A 17,451-nucleotide genomic window follows, 5' to 3' on the forward strand; every position below is an offset into this window, starting at 1 on the left:
CGCTATATCCACTTTTATAACTATGAACGTATCCAGTTAAAAACCGGAGAGGCACCGCTGGCGCGGCGCCTCTCCACCTAAAACTTATTTTTCCTACCAGGGCGCTTTTTGTACTGTCCGCACAATTTGGAGCAGTTCAGATTGCCCCGGCGCTTTCTGTTTTGTTCTTTTCCCTGCTGCTTAGAGTCTCCGGCCTTTTGTCTCGGCCTTGACACGCCGCAGCATCTTCACAAGGTAGTAAACCAACGCAATGAAATACGGCAGACCGAAGTAAGTCAGGGTCCCGCGGGTGACGGTGAGGTCGGTATACATACAGAGCAGACCGATCACAACGGTGAACCCGCAAATAATGCTCAGGGACACAAACTTGGGAACTCTGAGGATCCGATACCCCAACGCCATTCGGTTCCCAATCTTCTTTGCTGCATACCAGTCCATGAACAACAGGATCAGTAAACTAGGCACTGCATAGAATACCACTTCTGTCATAATGGTCTGGGTGCTTACAACACTTTGAAGAATATTTGCCGTTTCATTCATGCTTGGATTACTCCTTTGTTACCTTTCCGGGAAAGGATCATGTACACTGATCTGTTACACTAAAATTAGTGACCAGTGTGAGCCTGCTTGCGCTCTTCCATACCAGCGAACACGCCAGCCTTCAGCTCGGCCTCGGTGACGCCCTTTCTCTGGCCAGCGGATGCCAGATAGAGGATCACGCCGATGACCATCCAGCTGATGAACATCTTGATGGCCAGGGCGCCCATGTACACGGGGTTGCCGGGGATGAACAGCAGGATGAAGACCACCAGGGCCACGACAGCTGCGAACCAGGCCATGCCCATGCCGCCGGGGATCTTGTAGGGACGCTCCAGGTTGGGCTCGGTCTTTCTCAGACGGATCAGAGAGAAGCCGGTCAGAGTCCAGGACAGAACGAATGCTGCGCCGGAGAAGCAGGTGATGTCGCCGATGAGGCCAGCACCCAGGAAGGGGCCGATAAGGGACAGCACCAGGCAGACGATCAGGCCGGGAACGGGGATGCCGTTCTTGTTCTGCTTAGCAAAGATAGCGGGCATCACGCGGCCGCGGGCCATGCCCATGAGCAGGCTTGCGGAAGCCATGAAGAAGCCGTTCCAAGTGGTGAACAGACCAGCCAGAGTACCGATGGTGATCAGCCAGAAGAAGAACTCACCAGCTGCGCCGCCGTAGAGTATTCTCAGCATGTTTGCAGCTGCGGGGTTCTCGAACTGACCGCCAACAGCAGTGGGCTGAGCGAACTCCTGCCAGCTCCAGCCCATGCCGAAGGAGAAGAGCAGGAATGCATAGAAGATACAAGCGAAGGTAACGGACAGCACAACGGTCTTACCAACTGCGCTGATGTCGCCGCCGGCGTCCTCAACGCCCTGGGGGATGGTCTCGAAACCAGCCAGGAAGAAGGGAGCGGAGGACAGGATAGCGATGATACCGCCGAACATGCTGTTATGGCTCACGCTCTTCAGACCTTCAGAGGCAGCGCCATAGATGTTGGGGTTGGTCACGTCGTAGATGGGCTTCAGGTTATCGAAGCTGCCGCCGATGAGGGCAGCAACGCCGCCGATGACTGCGGCACCAACCAGGATGAAGCACAGAACCTTCTGCACGCCAGCTGCTGCTGCCAGACCACGCATGTTCAGAGCGAACAGCAGGAAGGAGAAGATGGTGCCGATGATGATGGTGGTCAGATAGATATCTGTCTTAGCGACAGCATAGAGGGGGTCGCCAGCCTTCAGACCGGGGATCAGGTAACCCAGAACGTCGGTGATCTGGATGGCTTCCCAAGGAATGATGGATACGAATGCGCCGAATGCTGCCCAGCCGGAGATGGCTGCGACTTTGTCGTTAAAGGCTCTGAATGCGAAGGCCATGCCGCCGCCGGCAACGGGGAGGGCAGGAACCAGTTCGCAGTAGCAGAGGGCGATAGGAACCATCATGATGAGTGCTACGATATAGCCGAGTGCAGCAGGAACGGGACCGCCACTGCCAGACATCCAGCCGTTAATGGAGACGGACCAGCCGACTCCGACGATTGCGCCGAAACCAATGCAGAAAAAGTCAACAGCGCTTACGCCTTTTTTCTCTCCCTGATTACTCATAAATTTTACCTCGTTTCTTGTTGGAATCTAATTTGATCTTCTCAAATACAATTCGCACGCGGTTTTTCAGAAGGGCGGGTGGCTCATTCATACGCCGATCTGAATCTTCTTTTGTCAGAGTGCACTTTCTTCGAACGCCTTCCTGCATCTGAGGAAAATACACACTTAAACTATGTCCTTCTTCGTTTTCTTCCACTTTCCTCCCGGGTCACAGCATTCCTCCCTTTGCTTTGGGTTCGAGCCATACTCTCCGTCCGTTTTTCGTCCTTTTGACGATGTATCAGACTAATTGAGTGGCTTTAGTATATCACACTGTATAGAAAAAATAAAGAGAAAATTTAATTTTTTAGCAAAATTATCTGCGGAAATTGTTTTTCTCCCTTTCTTCACTTTCTTTCGCGTGATCTTTGCTTTCTTTTACGTTTTGTTTTTTGCATCAAACGACTTCAAATATTGCAAAAGCACCTCTTTTTCGTTCGGAATTTCCCCTTCCGTCACATCCTCCAACAGCTGCCGCTGGATCTCTCCAATGGCAGGGCCGCGATATCCCAGGGCCAAAAGATCGCCTCCCTTCACCGCCAGATCCCGAACACTCAGACAGGGCTGTTCGTTCATCACGTCCTGCACCCGCTGTTCCAGCCGGTCAAACCCCTCCTGCCTTGTGCAATATGCCGGAGCCAGTCCCCAGGTGTCTCCCCGCTGGATCGCCACCAGATCCAGCAGGCCCTCCGGACCCAGCTTCCGCAGCCACCGCCGCAGCAGACGGGGGTCTTCCGGCAGCACCGAGTCGTGGTACCGGACCAGGGTCTCCACCTGGCGGCACACCTTGCCAGGAAAGCGCAGCCGGGTCAGGATCTCCCCTGCCATCTCCATCCCTACGTGGGCGTGGCCGTAAAAATGACCCTGACCGTCCTCTCCCAGAGAAAAACAGCGGGGTTTCCCTACGTCGTGCAGCAGCATGGCCAGGCGCAGGGGAAGACGGGGCGGCACATGGTCCAGAGCCACCGCCGTGTGGGTCAGCAGATCGTAACAGTGGTGCTCGTTGCGCTGGTCAAAGCCCACCATGGGCAGCAGCTCCGGGATCACCTGCCCCAGGATATCCGGGCAGGTGCGCAAAACTTCCCCTGCCCCAGGGCCGCAAAGCAGCTTTCCCAGCTCCTGAGAGACCCGCTCCCGGGAAATTTCCCGCAGCAAAAACGCCTGACGGCGGGCCGCCGCCAACGTCCCCTCTTCCAAAGCAAATCCCAGCACCGAGGCAAACCGCAGCGCCCGGAGGATCCGCAGCGCATCCTCCCGGAACCGGCGGTCCGGGTCCCCTACGCAGCGAATGAGCCGCCGTTTCAAGTCTTCCTGGCCACCGAAATAGTCCCGCAGCCCCTCCTCCGGGGCGTAGGCCATGGCGTTCATGGTAAAGTCCCGCCGGGCCGCATCCTCCCGCAGGCTGGCGGTAAAGGTCACCCCGTCCGGGTGGCGGGCGTCAGAATACCCCCCGTCCACCCGATAGGTGGTGATTTCCAGGGGTTCCCCTTCCAACACCACCGTCACGGTGCCGTGGCGGATGCCGGTCTCAATGACCTTTTCTCCGGCAAAGACTGCTTTCGTCTCCTCCGGGCGGGCGCTGGTGGTCATGTCATAGTCTCCCGGGGGACGGCCCAGCAGAGCGTCCCGCACACAGCCTCCCACGATCCAGCTCTCATACCCGGCAGCCCGGAGACGGAAGAGGGCCTGGGCCGCCCCTGGAGACAAGGGCAGCTTCATGGCTTCTCCTCCTCTCCGGCAGGAAACCGGACCCAGATCCGGGTCCCCTTGCCCAGCTGACTGTCCAAGCGAATCTGGGCGTTGTGGTAGGCCGCGCCGTGCTTCACAATGGACAGGCCCAGCCCCGTGCCGCCGATCTCTTTGGAGTGGCTCTTATCCACCCGGTAAAACCGCTCGAACACCCGGTCGGTCTCCCCCTCGGGAATCCCGATGCCGGTGTCCTGCACCAGAAGGACCACATAGGAGCCCTCCCGGGTGACGGAGACCTCCATGCGGCCCCCTTCCACATTATATTTTATGGCGTTGTCGCAGAGATTGTAGACGATCTCCCGTAAAATCTTCTCCACGCCGTGCACTGTGTGCCGCCGGCCGCTCAGGGACATGCCAATGCCCCGCCGCCGGGCTGCCGGGCCCAGGGTCGCCAGGGTCTCCTGGCACACCTGGTACAGATCCACCGCCCCAGGGGCCTCCTGAGCCGGGGCGCCCTCGTCCAGCAAAGACAGGTTCAGAATGTCCTCCACCAGGGTGATGAGCCGCTGGCTCTCCTCATAGATCTTCCCTGCAAACCGGCCCACGTCCTCCTGCTTCACGATTCCCTCCCGGAGGATCTCCGCATACCCGGAGATGGAGGTCAGAGGGGTCTTCAGCTCGTGGGATACGTTGGCGGTAAAATCCCGGCGCATCCGGTCCTGCTTCTCATAGCCCTGCTTGAGCCGCTCCATCTCCCGGCGGATATCCGCCTGCGCCTCCGCCTGGGGCGATGGTACTTCCTCCGTTTTTTCTCTCCGGCGGGACGCCAGCACCGCGCCCAGCACCATGCCGCCGCCCAACAGCAGCCATCCTTTCCCTTTCTTTCCCATGGGACCACCTCCCGGTGTGATTTCCCTTTCAGTATACTATACCCCCTCAAAAAAGGAAAGCCAGCGCCGTTCCGCCCCAAAAATGCAAAGCCCTTCCTTACAAATGTTCATCCGTAAGGAAGGGCTTCGATCACTCCGCTTCGATGATCTTGATCTGGTCGGCTTTGAGGCCCGTCTGCTCCATGACGATCTCTCCGATTCGGGCCGCGTCCGCATCGGTCATGCCGTTCTCCACGGCAGACACCACCACGCTGATGCTGTTCTCCCCCAGAAAGGCCACACAGTCTGCATACCCCTTGGCCGTGATCAGATTCTCGATCTGGGCCTCGGTCATGGTGTAGTCCGCCATGGTCTGAATGGCTGCGTTGGCCTCGTCAATGGACTTCTGGTCCGCCTTCTCGTCCTGCGCCGCCTCCTGCAGCAGAGACAGTGCGTTGTCCCGGGCCTGCTGCCGGTTCAGACGGGCTGTGGAGAAATAGGTCCCGGAGGCAGCATCCTCGGGCACTAGTTCCTGCCCCTCCTGGGCTTTGCCGTCCTCTCCCTTCTTCTCTTCCTTCCCCTCCGGGTCCTGCTTCACCAGGGGATCATTCTGTCCCACCAGGGCCGCCTCTCCCAGGTTCTTCCCCGCAGCGGTGTCCTGAGAATAGCTCCAGTTTAAGTACACCGCACCGCAGACAAACAGAACGATGGCCGCTGCAATGGCATTGCGTTTCCAGAGTTTCATACTTGTTTCCTCACTTTCCTTGACTAATCGAAATCTTATCCGCCCCAAGGCCGGTCAGCGCAGAGACCGCCCGGGTCAGCTCCAGCCGGACCTCCGGGTCCCCGGCCCCCTCACACACCAGGAACGCACCCTGGTAGCGGGGAGAGACCTCCTGGACCGTCACCGCCTCCTGCTGGCCGCTGCCTTGGGAGATCACCACCGTCTGGGTGTTCCTGCCCCCGTCGGCGCTGTCCCGGCTGATATCCTCTGCCAATGTGCTCTACCGTGAGCACCACCGTGACCTCCCCGGCCCCCTGGATCTTGGACAGGGCCTGGGACAACCGCGCCTCTGTCTCTGCCAGGTCAAAGGTTTCCGCCGGGGTGCTGCACCCCTCCTTCGCCTCCTCCTCCTTTCCTCCCACCGGCAGCGCCAGCAGGATCACACCGGCCAGAATGATGAGCCGGTTTTTTCCCATGACTTCCTTTGCCTTTTCGGCCAGCCGGCCGACCATGTCTCTCCCGTTCATGACAGTTCCTCGCTCTGGTACCGCTGATACTCCCGGGCGATCCCAAGCTCACGGTCCAAATACTGGATGAGCCCCTGTTTCTGCGCCGGGGTCAGCGGACCTGTCACCACTGCCTCCACCGGCGTGGGCACGCCGTTTTCTCCTTCCGCGCACGTCACCTCCGCGGTGCAGGCCGCGCCCAGTTCCGCCGCTTTGTCCACAATATATGCCGCCAATTCCTCCTCTATGATTCCTTTCATCGTATCCTCCGTTTTCTGTTCCAACTGCTCCTGGCTGATGGCGTTGGCAGGCAGGGCATTCACCATGGCGTAGAGGTCCTCGTAATCCATGGTCACCAGAGGCTGCATGACCCCCAGGACCAGAATGAGGCCACCGGTGAGCCGCCCCACTTTCTTCACCGGACCCGCAGGCATCACCGCCTCCGCCGCTGCGATCACGATGGCAGATACGGTCACACTGAGAATCCACGTTCGGATCACTTCCATCCTCTTCCTCCTATCCCGCCACCGCAGACACCGACGACACCATGGCCACAATGAGCAGCATGGCGCAGGAGCCCGTCATGGCCATCACCAGGCCAAAGGCCCCGCTGATGGATTCAATGAGCCCTGTGATCCGGCTGTCTCCCGACACGGCCGCTGCCAGGGCCGCAGTACACTTATACATTAAATAATGAACCCCAAGGTTCAGGAAGGGCACCACACAGATACCGACCACCGCCAGCATTCCAAAAACCCCCGCCGCGTTGTGCAGCACCGACGCACCCACCAACAGGGTCTCTGCCGTGTCCGCAATCACGCCGCCTACCACCGGCACCATGTTGGAGATGGTAAACTTGGCCGTCTTCACCGTGGCCGCATCTGCGCTGCCCGAAATCACCCCGGACAGGTTCAGATAGGCGATGAAGATGAGCAGCAGCACCGACAGCAGAATGGTGACCAGCCACTTCACCAATCCGCCGATCCGCTTGAGGCCGTCGTTACCCAGGGCCGACCAGGCCACGTTGGCCGCCACATAGGCATAACACAAAGGGATCAGCACATGGTGAATGAGCCGGATGAGAAAATCGGAAAACAGGATGGTCACCCCATGCTTCACCACCGCTGCCGCCGGCGACCCGCTGGCCGCAGAGGCCATGGACACCGCCGGAAGAAGAACGTCCCCCAGGGTCTCCATGTGATAGATGGCCTCCTCCCCCATGTCCAGCAGGGAGTTCACATCCCCCACCGCAATGGCAGTGATGGACAGGGCCGCCGCCAGGGTGGTCACCTTCAGGCCATCCCCGCCGCTGCCTGCGATCATCCCGTCAGCCAGGCCGCACAGCAGGGTGATCACCAACAAAAGCACACAGCTGCGCACCGAACCCTTGACCACACCGCCCAGGCTCTCCCGGGCGGTCTCGCCAAAGTGGCGGAACACAGCGCCGATGTCCATCTCCTCTCCCACTTCTGCGGAACCGGTGTACTCCTCCCCCGCCCGTTCCAGCTCGTCCATGCCCAGAGACTGCCGCTGATCCCGGGTAATGGCTTCCTGGTCCAGGGCAAAGGCCGGCGGAGCCAGCAGAAACAGCAGCACCACCCCCAGCAGCACGCAGCGGATCAGAGCAGCCCCATCATGAGCTGAAGGACCATTTTGAGAAGGGGCAGCGCCACCAGCACCGCCGCAGCGCTCCCCGCCATCTCCACAAAGGAAGCCACGCTTCCCTCCCCTGCGTCCCGGCACAGAGAAGCTGCCAGCTTGGTCACCAGCGCCAGCCCCACCGTTTGCAGCATGGGCCGGAGCACCGTGGGAGAGATCTCCGCCAGATGCGCCAGTTCCGTGAGCACATCCCGGATGGTCTCCAGCACAGGCACCGTGTGCCACAGGAGCAGCGCGCAGGCCACAATGGCCAGGACCACCGCAATTTCCGGCGCCCGCTGCCGCACCACCAACGCGCACAGGGCCGCTGCCACCCCTGCCGCGCCAAGGGAAATCATATCCATATCCCATCACAATCCAAACAGGGTCTTGACCAGATCGAACAGCTCACTGATCTTTTGTACCACGATCATCAGGACCACAATGAGCCCCGCCAGGGTGGTCATGGTGGCCTGCTCCTCCCGTCCCGATCGGGTCAGCACCTGGTTGAGCACCGACACCACAATTCCCACCGCCGCTATCTTGAACACCAGATCTACGTCCATTTCCCGTGACCATTCCTTTCCTTCGGACCCATGGCTCGTCCTCGTTTCTTTCATTCCCTTCACTCTATGCGCCTGGTCAGGCCGCTATGCCTGCTCAGAGTAAAATCACCAGGAACAATCCACCGGCTGCCCCAAGGGCACCGTACACCCGGCCCATCCGCCGGGCCTCGTCCCTTGCCAGCCGGACTTCCTCCTCCAGCCGCAGGAGCAAAGACTCCAGGGCCGTCCGCTGACGTTCCCCGTCATAACGGCCCAGCACGTCCCCCGCCTCCTCCAGCAAAAGCCGGTCCTCTGCTGTGAGCGGGAGGGTCTCGCGGCTCAGGGCGGCCCGCCAGCTCTCCGCCCAGCTCTCCCCACCCCGCCGGGAGAACTCCTCTCGACAGGCCCGGAAGAAACCGGCGGCGGGTTCACCGCTGGTCCGCTCCGCCTGGTCCAGCAGAACCGGAAGGGGACGGAGGGAAAATTCCAGCTCCCGGGCCAGCCCCCCCCAACGCCCGGTGGAAGGCCCGCAAACATCCCATCCGCTGCCACAAGCCCAGGGCCTTTCCTATCCCCAACCCGCAGCACCCGGCAAACAGCAGCAGCTTACCCAGCAGTATGGTCACAGACCGCGCCCCCTTTCTCCACCCGGTACACCCGGGTTCCTCCCTGCATGGCGATGACCACAAACCGTCGGAAGATGCCCTGGGCCAAAAGGTCCCGGTAGAGAGGCCGCAGCGCCAGCTCCCCCACGCTGCTGCCGTGGGCCGTGGCCACCAGGGCCACCCCGCAGCCCGCCGCCTGGGTCATGGCCTCCAGATCCGCCGGATCGGTGATCTCATCCGCCGCCAGCACCTGAGGCCCCATCCCCCGCAGGAGCATGAGCAGGGCCGGGGCCTTGGGACAGTTCTCCATGACATCCGTCCGGGGACCCAGCCGATACCGCAGGTCCCCAGCCCCCAGCTCACCGCGCTCGTCCGCTACCCCCACTCGAAGGGGCACCACGCCCTCTCCCTGAGAAAGGCAGCGGATCAGATCCCGGAGCAGGGTGGTCTTTCCCAACCCCGGCGGGGAGAGGATGAGGGTATTTTGCAGCCGTCCTTTCTCCAACAGCTTGGGCACCAGAGGGGCAGCGATCCCCGGAACCCAATGGGGAATCCGCAGGGCCAGAGAGGTGATCCGGCGGAAGGAGAGCAACTTTCCCTCCTGCACAGCCCCTTCCCCGCAGACGCCAATGCGAATCCCTCCGGCTGCCGTGACGTACCCCTGCCGCAGCTGCTCCAAAATGGTGTGCACCGACCCCTGCCCGGCGGTCTCCAGCACCCGGCGCAGGTCCTCCTCCCGGAGGCGTCTCCCCGCCCAGGTCCCGTGGGTCCACTCCCGGCCCCCAGTCACCGCAGAAAGAGGGTACCCCTCCCGCAGCCGCAGCTCTTCCATGGTCTCCCGCTCCTCCCGGCTCAGGGGAAGCAGCGCCTGCTGGAACATCCGAGGCAATACCCCGGTAAAATCCTCCATGCCGACCCCTCCTTTTTCTTCCCTTCAATCTATGAACGGTTGTCCCCAAAGTATGCCGCCCCCTTGCAGCGGGGAGAAACCCGCCGTATAATAAAGAAAATCAACCATCAATCAGGAGGGATTCTATGCGCGCTGTGATTCTCGTGGACAACATCCCCGCCAAGGGCCTGGAGGCCGAGTGGGGCCTGGCCATCCACATCACCCACGAAGACCACACCATCCTGCTGGACACCGGCGCCAGCGACCGTTTTCTCCGTAACGCCAACGACTTAGGGCTCGACCTGGACCAGGTGGAGTGCGGGGTCCTTTCCCACGCCCATTACGACCACGCCGACGGCATGGACGCCTTTTTCCGCTGCAACCACCACGCCCCCTTCTATTTGCAGGCCAGCTGCGAAGAAAACTGCTTCCACCATCTGGAGGGGGACTATGTATACGACGGCATCCGGCCCGGTACCCTGGAGACCTGGAGGGACCGGATTCGTTTTGTCTCCGGCCCCCACACCCTCTTTCCCGGGGTGACCCTCCTGCCCCACACCACCCCCGGGCTGGAGCAGCGGGGCATCCAGGCCGCCATGTACCGAAAGACCCCGGCGGGTTGGGTCCCGGACAACTTCTCCCATGAGCAGAGCCTGATCTTCCAGACGGAGCAGGGTCTCATCGTCTTTAACAGCTGCTGCCACGGAGGCGCGGACACCATCCTAAAGGAGGCCGCCCAGGCCTTCCCTGGTGAGCCCCTCTACGCCATCGTGGGTGGCTTCCACCTCTTTGAAACCCCGGAAGAGGAGGTCCGGGTCTTCGCCCGTCGGGTGGCCGACACCGGCGTGCGCCATGTGGTCACCGGCCACTGCACCGGAGAGGCCGCCATCCCCATTCTGCGGGAGGTCCTGGGGGACAAGGTCCAGCAGTTCTCCACCGGCCTTGTGCTGGACTTTTAAGGAAATACGAAAAAACCAGCCGATCCGTATGGATCGGCTGGTTTTTTGTTCGGTATCAAGATAGGAGTGGGAAGCGCTCAGCCCTGGCAGCGAGCCAGCAGCTTTTCCCAGTTTTCGTCCACGTTCTGCTGGGCCTCTTCGATCATCCACTCGTTGCCCGGCTTGAACATATGGCGGAACCGGCCCTGGAGCCGCAGGTACTCCTCCACGGGCAGCTTCTTCTTGGGCTCGTAGCTCAGGTGCCAGACCCCGTTCTCCACCTCAAAGAGGGGCCAGACGCAGGTCTCCACCGCCAGCTTGCAGATCTCCGGCAGCTTTTCCGTGGGGTACTCCCAGCCTCTGGGGCAGGGAGCCATCACGTTGAGGAAGCTGGGGCCGGGGGTGTAGATGGCCTTCTTGGCCTTGGTGTACAGATCCCGGAAGTTCCCGATGAAGGTGGTCTGCGCCACGTAGGGCACGTTATGGGCAGCAATGATGTCGGTGAGGTTCTTCTTGTTCTGCTTCTTACCCGGTACCGAAGAGCCCACGGGAGAGGTGGTGGCGCTGGCAAACCGGGGGGTGGAAGAGGAGCGCTGGATGCCGGTGTTCATATAGGCCTCGTTGTCGTAGCACACATAGGTCAGGTCGTGGCCGCGCTCCATGGCCCCGGACAGGGACTGGAAGCCGATGTCGTAGGTGCCGCCGTCGCCGCCGAAGGTGATGAACTTCACAGTGCCGTCCACCTTGCCCTTCCGCTTGAGGGCGTTGTAAGCAGCCTCCACGCCGGAAAGGCTGGAGCCAGCGCTCTCAAAGGCAGTGTGGATGTAGCTGTCTTCATAGGCAGTGTAAGGATAGAGGAAGGAGCTCACTTCCAGGCAGCCGGTGGCGTTGCCCACCACGGCCCGGTCCTCTTCCCGCAGGGCACGGAGCACGCCCCGCACGGCGATGCCTGCGCCGCACCCGGCGCACAGCCGGTGTCCGCCGGCAAACCGCTCCTTCTTCTCCAGGGTATGTTTAAAATGATAGGTTCTTTCCATTGGTCTTACCCCCTCTGTCCCAGGTGTGTGTACACGGGACCCAGTTCGCCGCCCTGGGCGATGTCCGCCAGGCGGTGGTAAATGTCGGCAAAATGCTCCGGTGTAATATCCCGGCCGCCCAGGCCGTAGACATAGCCCACGGTGCGGGGACGGGACTCCAGATCATACAGGGCGCTGCGCACCTCTGCAAAGAGAGGACCGCCCTGGGCAGAAAAGCTCTCTGCCTTGTCCATCACGGCCAGGGCCTTCACATGGGACAGGGCCTGGGCCAGTTCCTCCCCGGGGAAGGGGCGGAACACACGAATCTTAATGAGGCCGGCCTTGACCCCCTGCTCCCGCAGGGTGTCCACCGCCACCTTGGCGGTGCCGGCGCTGGAGCCAATGAGGACCAGCGCCAGCTCGGCGTCCTCCATCCGGTACTCCTCAAACAGGCCGTACTTCCGGCCGCTGATCTTCTCAAAGTCTGCGGCCACCTCCAGGATGCGGGCCTTGGCGGCCTTCATGGCCTCTGCCTGCTGGACCTTGTGCTCCATATAGTGGCAGCTCAGGTCGTAGGGACCGATGGCCAGAGGATTCTCCTTTTTCAGCAGGTAGTTCTCCGGGGTGTATTCTCCCACAAAGGACTTGACGGTCTCGGTGTCGATGAGCTCGATGTTCTCCAGGGCGTGGCTGGTGATAAAGCCGTCCTGGCAGATCATCACCGGCAGGCGCACGGAGGGATGCTCGCCGATCTGCATGGCCTGGAGGAAGTTGTCATAGGCCTCCTGGTTGTTCTCGGCATAGATCTGGATCCACCCGGCGTCCCGGATCCCCATGGAGTCGGAGTGGTCGTTGTTGATGTTAATGGGGCCGGTGAGGGCACGGTTCACGCAGGCCAGGGTGATGGGCAGACGGCTGGAAGCCGCGACGTACATCATCTCGTACATCAGGGCCAGGCCGCAGGAAGAAGTGGCGGTCACCGCCCGGGCACCAGCGGCTTCCGCGCCGATGCAGGCAGACATGGAGCTGTGCTCCGACTCCACGGTGACAAACTCTGTATTCACCTCGCCATTTGCCACGTACTGGGCAAAGTACTGAGGGATCTCCGTAGAGGGAGTGATGGGGAAAGCCGCCATCACGTCCGGGTCGATCTGCTTCATGGCAAAGGCAATGGCCTCGTTGCCGGAAAGACGTTCCTTATAGTTCACGGTTCTCCACCCTCCTTTACCGAAAGCGCCCCGAAGGGACAGACTTCTGCGCAGATGCCGCAGCCCTTACAATGCATATAGTCAATGCCAACCAGCTTCCCCTCCTGCACCGGCAGAGAGCTGTCGGGACAGTAAGGCACGCACAGCAGGCAGTTGCGGCACTTCTCCTGGTCCAGCACCGGGGTATTGGTGCGCCAGGCGCCGGTGTTCACCAGCTTGGACGTAGCCGCTTCAAAAATCTCGCCCCCCAGGGTCATCTCCTGCCAGGGGGTATGTTCGTTGATGTCTTTTGCACGGCGGATCATCCTGCCTGCACCTCCTCCCAAGATTTCACCAGAGCGGCCATGTTTCCGGCCACCACCTGAGGTTTCGACGCGAACTTATGGTGGAAGCTGTCCTCCATGTCGCTCTTAAACTGCTGCTCGTCCAGCACGCCGCTCACCTTCACCGCCGCGCTGAGCATGGGGGTGTTGGGGAAATAGCGGCCCAGGGTCTCCTCAGAGATCTTCCGGGCGTCAATGGTGCACACCCGGCCCTGCCAGCCCCGGAGCTTGGGGCGAATCTCCTGGGGGGTCTTGGACGTATTCACAATGACCGCTCCGTCGGGTTCCATCCCGTGGGTTACGTCTACGGTGTCCAGCAGACTCTCGTCCACCACCACCACGTAGTCGGGATTTTCAATGTTGCAGTGAACGCTGCACCGGCTGTCGCTGATGCGGTTGTAAGCGGTGATGGGGGCGCCCATCCGCTCCGGGCCGTACTCGGGGAAGCCCTGTACATACTTTCCTGCAAGGAAGGCAGCGTCGGCCAGCAGCAGGCAGGCCGTCTTGGCCCCCTGGCCGCCACGGCCATGCCACCGAAATTCTACCAGTCCTTTTTTACTCATCCTCGCGCCTCCTTACGACATAAAAAGCCTTCGTCCCCGTAAAAGGACGAAGGCTTGTAAAAAATCTTCGCTATACCACCTGTTACCTGCGTACCAACATACGCGCTCCCTGTAACGGGGGAATCCGGCACCGCCTACTTCCCAAAGGGTTCGGCAGGCAGCTCAGGAGGGATCTTCGGCGTTCCGCGCTACTTCCTCCGGGCTTGCACCCTCCCCGGATCGCTGTGGGGTTCCGCGGACCCTACTGTCTCCATCATCGCCGTTCTTCATTTCTTAGGTTGGGGATATTATACCCGCCGTGCTCCCCCTTGTCAATCGGCATTTTTTCCTGTTTTTCCACGGGGGAACTCGGTTTTTTATTTCTTTCCTCTCATAGGCCCATAGGAGCGCTCTTATGCTCTCCCTGCCTGGCCGGAGAAGATCCAGGGGGCGGGCTGGACTTCGATCTCGTCCTTACGGCCCACCTTGGACACCTCCAGCTGCATGATCTCCGTGGGCTCAATGCCGTTGTCCCACAGCATACCGGGGATCCGGCTCATGAAGCTGAACTCCAAGGTGTAGATGACCACCCGGATCTTGGGGTTCACCTGCACCAGGGTCTTGAGCTCCAGGTCCAGCTTGGGAGACGCCACCAGGAAGGCCACGTCAGGCACCGGCCACCGGTGGGAATAGCTGTCCATGGACTCGACGATGCGCACGTTATTGAGACCAAACCGCACCACGTTCTCCTCCATGGTCTGACGGTCGCCGTCCTTGTACTCTACGGCCACAACCTTGCCCTGACGGGCGGCGATGGCAGCCTCCACGGCGATGCTCTCACCGGAGACCACGCAGATGTTCTCCCGCTCGTCCAGGTTGATCTTGTTCATGATGACGGCCCGGATCTCCGGGGCCACATACCGGATGGTACCGGGAGAGAAGCTGCTGTTGTCCAGCCCCGTGGGATAGGCGCTGTGGGCCTTGGGGTTGTTGATGAGCATGGCGGCAGAGACGTTGACACCACGGTCGATCATCTCGGAGAGCAGATTGTGCTTCATGGGGCCAACGGGCTCAGACCCCTCGTTGTACCAGATCTCGCAGTCCCCCATGCCGTTATCCCACATATTATAAAAGATCTCAGGATGGTTGCCGTCGGTAAACACCAGCACAGACCGGTTGGCCCGCACTGCCGGCAGCAGGTTCTTGTTCTCCCCGGTGATGTCCAGCAGCTGCAGGGAGGACAGGTCGATCTCCCCCTGGTCCGAAAAATACTTCATCCAGGCCAGAATACTCTCGTTGGTAAACAGACTCATAAGACAGGCTCCTTTCCTCCCCCTGTTGGGGCTTGGGTGCATTACTCACTCAATGGGGTCCACCAGCACCGCGCACTGCTTGCGGATAAAGGCCCGGAAGGACTCCGGGTCCCCATGGACAAAGCTGTCCTTGCGCAGCATATGGGCCGCGTTGTTGGCGGTAAACAGGAAGAAATGCTCCGGGTCCTCATTGGCGCTTCGGATGCTCAGGTACTGGAAGGTATGTTCCCCGGATACCTCATCTTCTTCCCGAAAGTCTTCCTTATTAAAGGTATAGGTCAGCACCAGGCCCTTGTTGGGATACTTCTTCCAGGACCGGCGCTCCATACCGCGGCTGTCAGACCGGCGCAGCAGGGCCACGCCCCCCAGCAGGCAGAGGATCGAGATCACCGTAGACAGAACGGAAAACAGCCCCGCTGACACCATGGCCACCAGCACGCCGCCGCCGGACAGGATGAGCAGGATGCCGAACACAGGGTACCCGATCTTCATGGCCAGACGGAGGTTCTTCTCCGGGCGGCGGCGGAATTCCAGCGCCTTCACCAGCGCGGCCACATCCTCCTGCCGGTAGGCCATCTGCACCTGATACTCCATGGTTCTCTCCTCCTTCGGGACCTCTCCCCGCAAACCGCAGTAGTATTCTTATTGTAATGCCCCCGCCCCCACTCTGTCAAGCCTTCCCCAGTCCGGGAAAAAACTCTTCGGCTTGCCGAAGGCTGTCTTGACAAAGGCGGAGAAACGCGCGTATAATACCATTTACAAACAGTTTATTGATGCAACTGGATAAACCTATAAAATAAATTAACAATTATATCACATCGTGCTCCGCACGTGGAACGCAGGAGGCCTTTTTATGGCACAGATCTATACTTCCGTGGAGCAGCTCATCGGCGGGACCCCCCTGCTGGAACTGACCCACCTTGAACAAGAAGCCCAACTCCAGGCAAAGATCCTGGCCAAGCTGGAATATCTGAACCCCGCCGGCTCTGCCAAAGACCGGGTGGCCAGAGCCATGCTGGACGACGCAGAAGCCAGGGGACTGCTGAAAGAAGGGTCGGTCCTCATTGAGCCCACCTCCGGCAACACCGGCATCGGTCTGGCCGTCATGGCCGCCGCCCGGGGCTATCGAGCCATCATCGTCATGCCGGAGACCATGAGCATGGAACGCCGCCTGCTTATGTCCGCCTACGGCGCAGAGCTGGTCCTCACCGAAGGGTCCAAAGGCATGGCCGGGGCCATCGAAAAGGCCGAGGAACTGGCCAAAGAGATCCCCGGCGCCTTCATCCCCGGGCAGTTCACCAACCCTGCCAACGCCAAGGCCCACTACCTCACCACCGGTCCGGAGATCTGGGCCGACACCGACGGTCAGGTGGATATCTTCATCGCCGGCGTAGGAACCGGCGGCACCATCACCGGCACTGGTGAGTTCCTCAAAGAAAAGAACCCCAACATCCAGGTGATCGCCGTGGAGCCCGCCTCCTCCCCCCTGCTGAGCAAGGGCGTGGCCGGTCCCCACGGAATCCAGGGCATCGGCGCCAACTTCGTCCCCGACGTGCTCAACACCAAGATCTATGACGAGATCATCCCCGTCACCGACGAAGATGCCTACGCCGCCGGCCGGAAGATCGGCCAGAGGGAAGGCGTCCTGGTGGGGATCTCTTCCGGCGCTGCCCTCCACGCCGCCATTCAGGTGGCAAAACGCCCGGAAAACAAGGGGAAGACCATCGTGGTTCTGCTCCCCGACACCGGTGACCGCTACCTGTCTACCCCCATGTTTACCACCGCTTTCTAATTCTTCTCCTTTCTTTTTATAGGCATCGAGCCGGGAAAGCCTCACAGCTTTCCCGGCTCGGTGTTTTTTCTGCGTTTATTCCACAGCGCCGGTCTCTTCCAGCCACGCCAGAAGTCCCCGGCAGCCCTCGACCAAATCCTCATAGGTCTGGGTGAAGTCCCCCGTGTACCAGGGGTCCGCAATGTCCCGGGGCCGGTCCGTAAAGGACAGGAGCATCCGAATTTTCCCCTCCGGGTCTCCCCCTGCAATGGCCTGCATGTTCCGCAGATTTGCCCGGTCCATGGCCAGCAGCAGATCATAGGCTCCATAGTCCTCCCGGCGCATCTGCACCGCCCGGTGATCCCCGCAGGGGATGCCCATCTCCCGCAGCTTCCGCCGGGCGGGGGGATACACCGGGTTCCCGATCTCCTCCCGGCTGGTGGCCGCAGAGTCAATGTGCACCTGATTCTCCCAGCCCCGCTCCTTGACCATCGCCTTGAGCAGATATTCTCCCATCGGGGAACGGCAGATGTTGCCGTGGCAGATGAATAGTATTTAGGATAAAACTCTAATATGATTTTTAACTATCTTTTCAAAACTTCTTATATGCCGGTATAGCCTGTCTTTACAGGCATTTCCGGCATTTTGTGTATCGGGAGATACTCACATATTTTCTTAAATCCGCTTGTGTTTTTGCTTTGAAA

Annotated in this window: 21 protein-coding genes; 2 read left to right on the forward strand and 19 right to left on the reverse strand. The window is 60.4% G+C overall.

What is annotated here, in order from left to right:
* Positions 1 to 180 precede the first annotated feature (180 nt).
* The 12 genes from SOR61_RS05090 to SOR61_RS05145 form a co-directional block, all read right to left on the reverse strand.
* A complete protein-coding gene (locus SOR61_RS05090) occupies positions 181 to 540 on the reverse strand; it encodes a hypothetical protein (RefSeq protein WP_320611595.1) in 360 nt (119 codons plus the stop codon).
* 65 nt (positions 541 to 605) lie between these two features.
* Positions 606 to 2,132 carry an APC family permease gene (locus SOR61_RS05095; protein WP_320611596.1) on the reverse strand — a complete coding sequence of 509 codons (1,527 nt, stop codon included), beginning with the start codon at positions 2,130 to 2,132 and terminating at the stop codon, positions 606 to 608.
* 417 nt (positions 2,133 to 2,549) lie between these two features.
* Entirely contained in the window at positions 2,550 to 3,890 is a 1,341-nt protein-coding gene (locus SOR61_RS05100) for an HD domain-containing protein (protein WP_320611597.1), read from the reverse strand.
* Positions 3,887 to 4,750, reverse strand: coding sequence for an ATP-binding protein (locus tag SOR61_RS05105; protein WP_320611598.1), 864 nt, complete (start codon positions 4,748 to 4,750; stop codon positions 3,887 to 3,889). Before SOR61_RS05105 ends, SOR61_RS05100 begins: the two co-directional genes overlap by 4 nt.
* A gap of 130 nt (positions 4,751 to 4,880) precedes the next feature.
* Complete coding sequence (locus SOR61_RS05110) at positions 4,881 to 5,474, reverse strand: SpoIIIAH-like family protein (protein WP_320611599.1); 594 nt, start codon at positions 5,472 to 5,474, stop codon at positions 4,881 to 4,883.
* A gap of 10 nt (positions 5,475 to 5,484) precedes the next feature.
* Complete coding sequence (locus SOR61_RS05115) at positions 5,485 to 5,727, reverse strand: hypothetical protein (RefSeq protein WP_320611600.1); 243 nt, start codon at positions 5,725 to 5,727, stop codon at positions 5,485 to 5,487.
* A gap of 249 nt (positions 5,728 to 5,976) precedes the next feature.
* Complete coding sequence (locus SOR61_RS05120; protein ID WP_320611601.1) at positions 5,977 to 6,465, reverse strand: hypothetical protein; 489 nt, start codon at positions 6,463 to 6,465, stop codon at positions 5,977 to 5,979.
* Between the two features lie 10 nt (positions 6,466 to 6,475).
* Positions 6,476 to 7,555, reverse strand: coding sequence for a stage III sporulation protein AE (locus tag SOR61_RS05125; RefSeq protein WP_320611602.1), 1,080 nt, complete (start codon positions 7,553 to 7,555; stop codon positions 6,476 to 6,478).
* Positions 7,556 to 7,578: 23 nt separating this feature from the next.
* Positions 7,579 to 7,962, reverse strand: a complete 384-nt coding sequence (locus tag SOR61_RS05130) for a SpoIIIAC/SpoIIIAD family protein (protein WP_320611603.1) — start codon at positions 7,960 to 7,962, stop codon at positions 7,579 to 7,581.
* A gap of 6 nt (positions 7,963 to 7,968) precedes the next feature.
* Positions 7,969 to 8,163, reverse strand: coding sequence for a stage III sporulation protein AC (gene spoIIIAC, locus SOR61_RS05135; RefSeq protein ID WP_320611604.1), 195 nt, complete (start codon positions 8,161 to 8,163; stop codon positions 7,969 to 7,971).
* Between the two features lie 94 nt (positions 8,164 to 8,257).
* Complete coding sequence (locus SOR61_RS05140; protein WP_320611614.1) at positions 8,258 to 8,644, reverse strand: stage III sporulation protein AB; 387 nt, start codon at positions 8,642 to 8,644, stop codon at positions 8,258 to 8,260.
* A gap of 104 nt (positions 8,645 to 8,748) precedes the next feature.
* Positions 8,749 to 9,657, reverse strand: coding sequence for a stage III sporulation protein AB (locus SOR61_RS05145; RefSeq protein ID WP_320611605.1), 909 nt, complete (start codon positions 9,655 to 9,657; stop codon positions 8,749 to 8,751).
* 125 nt (positions 9,658 to 9,782) lie between these two features.
* On the opposite strand from SOR61_RS05145, the gene SOR61_RS05150 reads away from it, so the two are divergent.
* Positions 9,783 to 10,595, forward strand: a complete 813-nt coding sequence (locus SOR61_RS05150) for an MBL fold metallo-hydrolase (protein ID WP_320611606.1) — start codon at positions 9,783 to 9,785, stop codon at positions 10,593 to 10,595.
* Between the two features lie 77 nt (positions 10,596 to 10,672).
* On the opposite strand, the gene SOR61_RS05155 is transcribed toward SOR61_RS05150, so the two are convergent.
* The 6 genes from SOR61_RS05155 to SOR61_RS05180 form a co-directional block, all read right to left on the reverse strand.
* Positions 10,673 to 11,611: a thiamine pyrophosphate-dependent enzyme gene (locus SOR61_RS05155; protein WP_320611607.1), complete on the reverse strand. Its 939-nt coding sequence runs from the start codon at positions 11,609 to 11,611 to the stop codon at positions 10,673 to 10,675.
* Between the two features lie 5 nt (positions 11,612 to 11,616).
* On the reverse strand, positions 11,617 to 12,798 hold the full coding sequence (gene porA / locus SOR61_RS05160; protein ID WP_320611608.1) for a pyruvate ferredoxin oxidoreductase: 1,182 nt from the start codon (positions 12,796 to 12,798) through the stop codon (positions 11,617 to 11,619).
* The gene (locus SOR61_RS05165; RefSeq protein WP_320611609.1) at positions 12,795 to 13,103 is read right to left on the reverse strand and encodes a 4Fe-4S binding protein; all 309 of its coding nucleotides are present in this window, start codon (positions 13,101 to 13,103) and stop codon (positions 12,795 to 12,797) included. The genes porA and SOR61_RS05165 overlap by 4 nt, the downstream gene beginning before the upstream one ends.
* Entirely contained in the window at positions 13,100 to 13,684 is a 585-nt protein-coding gene (locus SOR61_RS05170; protein WP_320611610.1) for a 2-oxoacid:acceptor oxidoreductase family protein, read from the reverse strand. The genes SOR61_RS05165 and SOR61_RS05170 overlap by 4 nt, the downstream gene beginning before the upstream one ends.
* Before the next feature lie 392 nt (positions 13,685 to 14,076).
* On the reverse strand, positions 14,077 to 14,976 hold the full coding sequence (locus SOR61_RS05175; RefSeq protein ID WP_320611611.1) for a precorrin-6B methylase: 900 nt from the start codon (positions 14,974 to 14,976) through the stop codon (positions 14,077 to 14,079).
* 45 nt (positions 14,977 to 15,021) lie between these two features.
* On the reverse strand, positions 15,022 to 15,570 hold the full coding sequence (locus SOR61_RS05180; protein WP_320611612.1) for a YcxB family protein: 549 nt from the start codon (positions 15,568 to 15,570) through the stop codon (positions 15,022 to 15,024).
* A 259-nt stretch (positions 15,571 to 15,829) separates the two neighbouring features.
* Between SOR61_RS05180 and cysK the strand changes: the two genes are divergently transcribed.
* A complete protein-coding gene (gene cysK, locus SOR61_RS05185) occupies positions 15,830 to 16,768 on the forward strand; it encodes a cysteine synthase A (RefSeq protein ID WP_320611613.1) in 939 nt (312 codons plus the stop codon).
* A gap of 75 nt (positions 16,769 to 16,843) precedes the next feature.
* Here the strand turns inward: cysK and SOR61_RS05190 are convergent, their stop codons facing one another.
* Positions 16,844 to 17,302, reverse strand: a complete 459-nt coding sequence (locus SOR61_RS05190; protein ID WP_320611615.1) for a low molecular weight protein-tyrosine-phosphatase — start codon at positions 17,300 to 17,302, stop codon at positions 16,844 to 16,846.
* Between the last annotated feature and the right edge of the window lie 149 nt (positions 17,303 to 17,451).

It is taken from the genome of Evtepia sp., assembly GCF_034090835.1.
Classification (GTDB): Bacteria; Bacillota; Clostridia; order Oscillospirales; family Oscillospiraceae; genus Evtepia.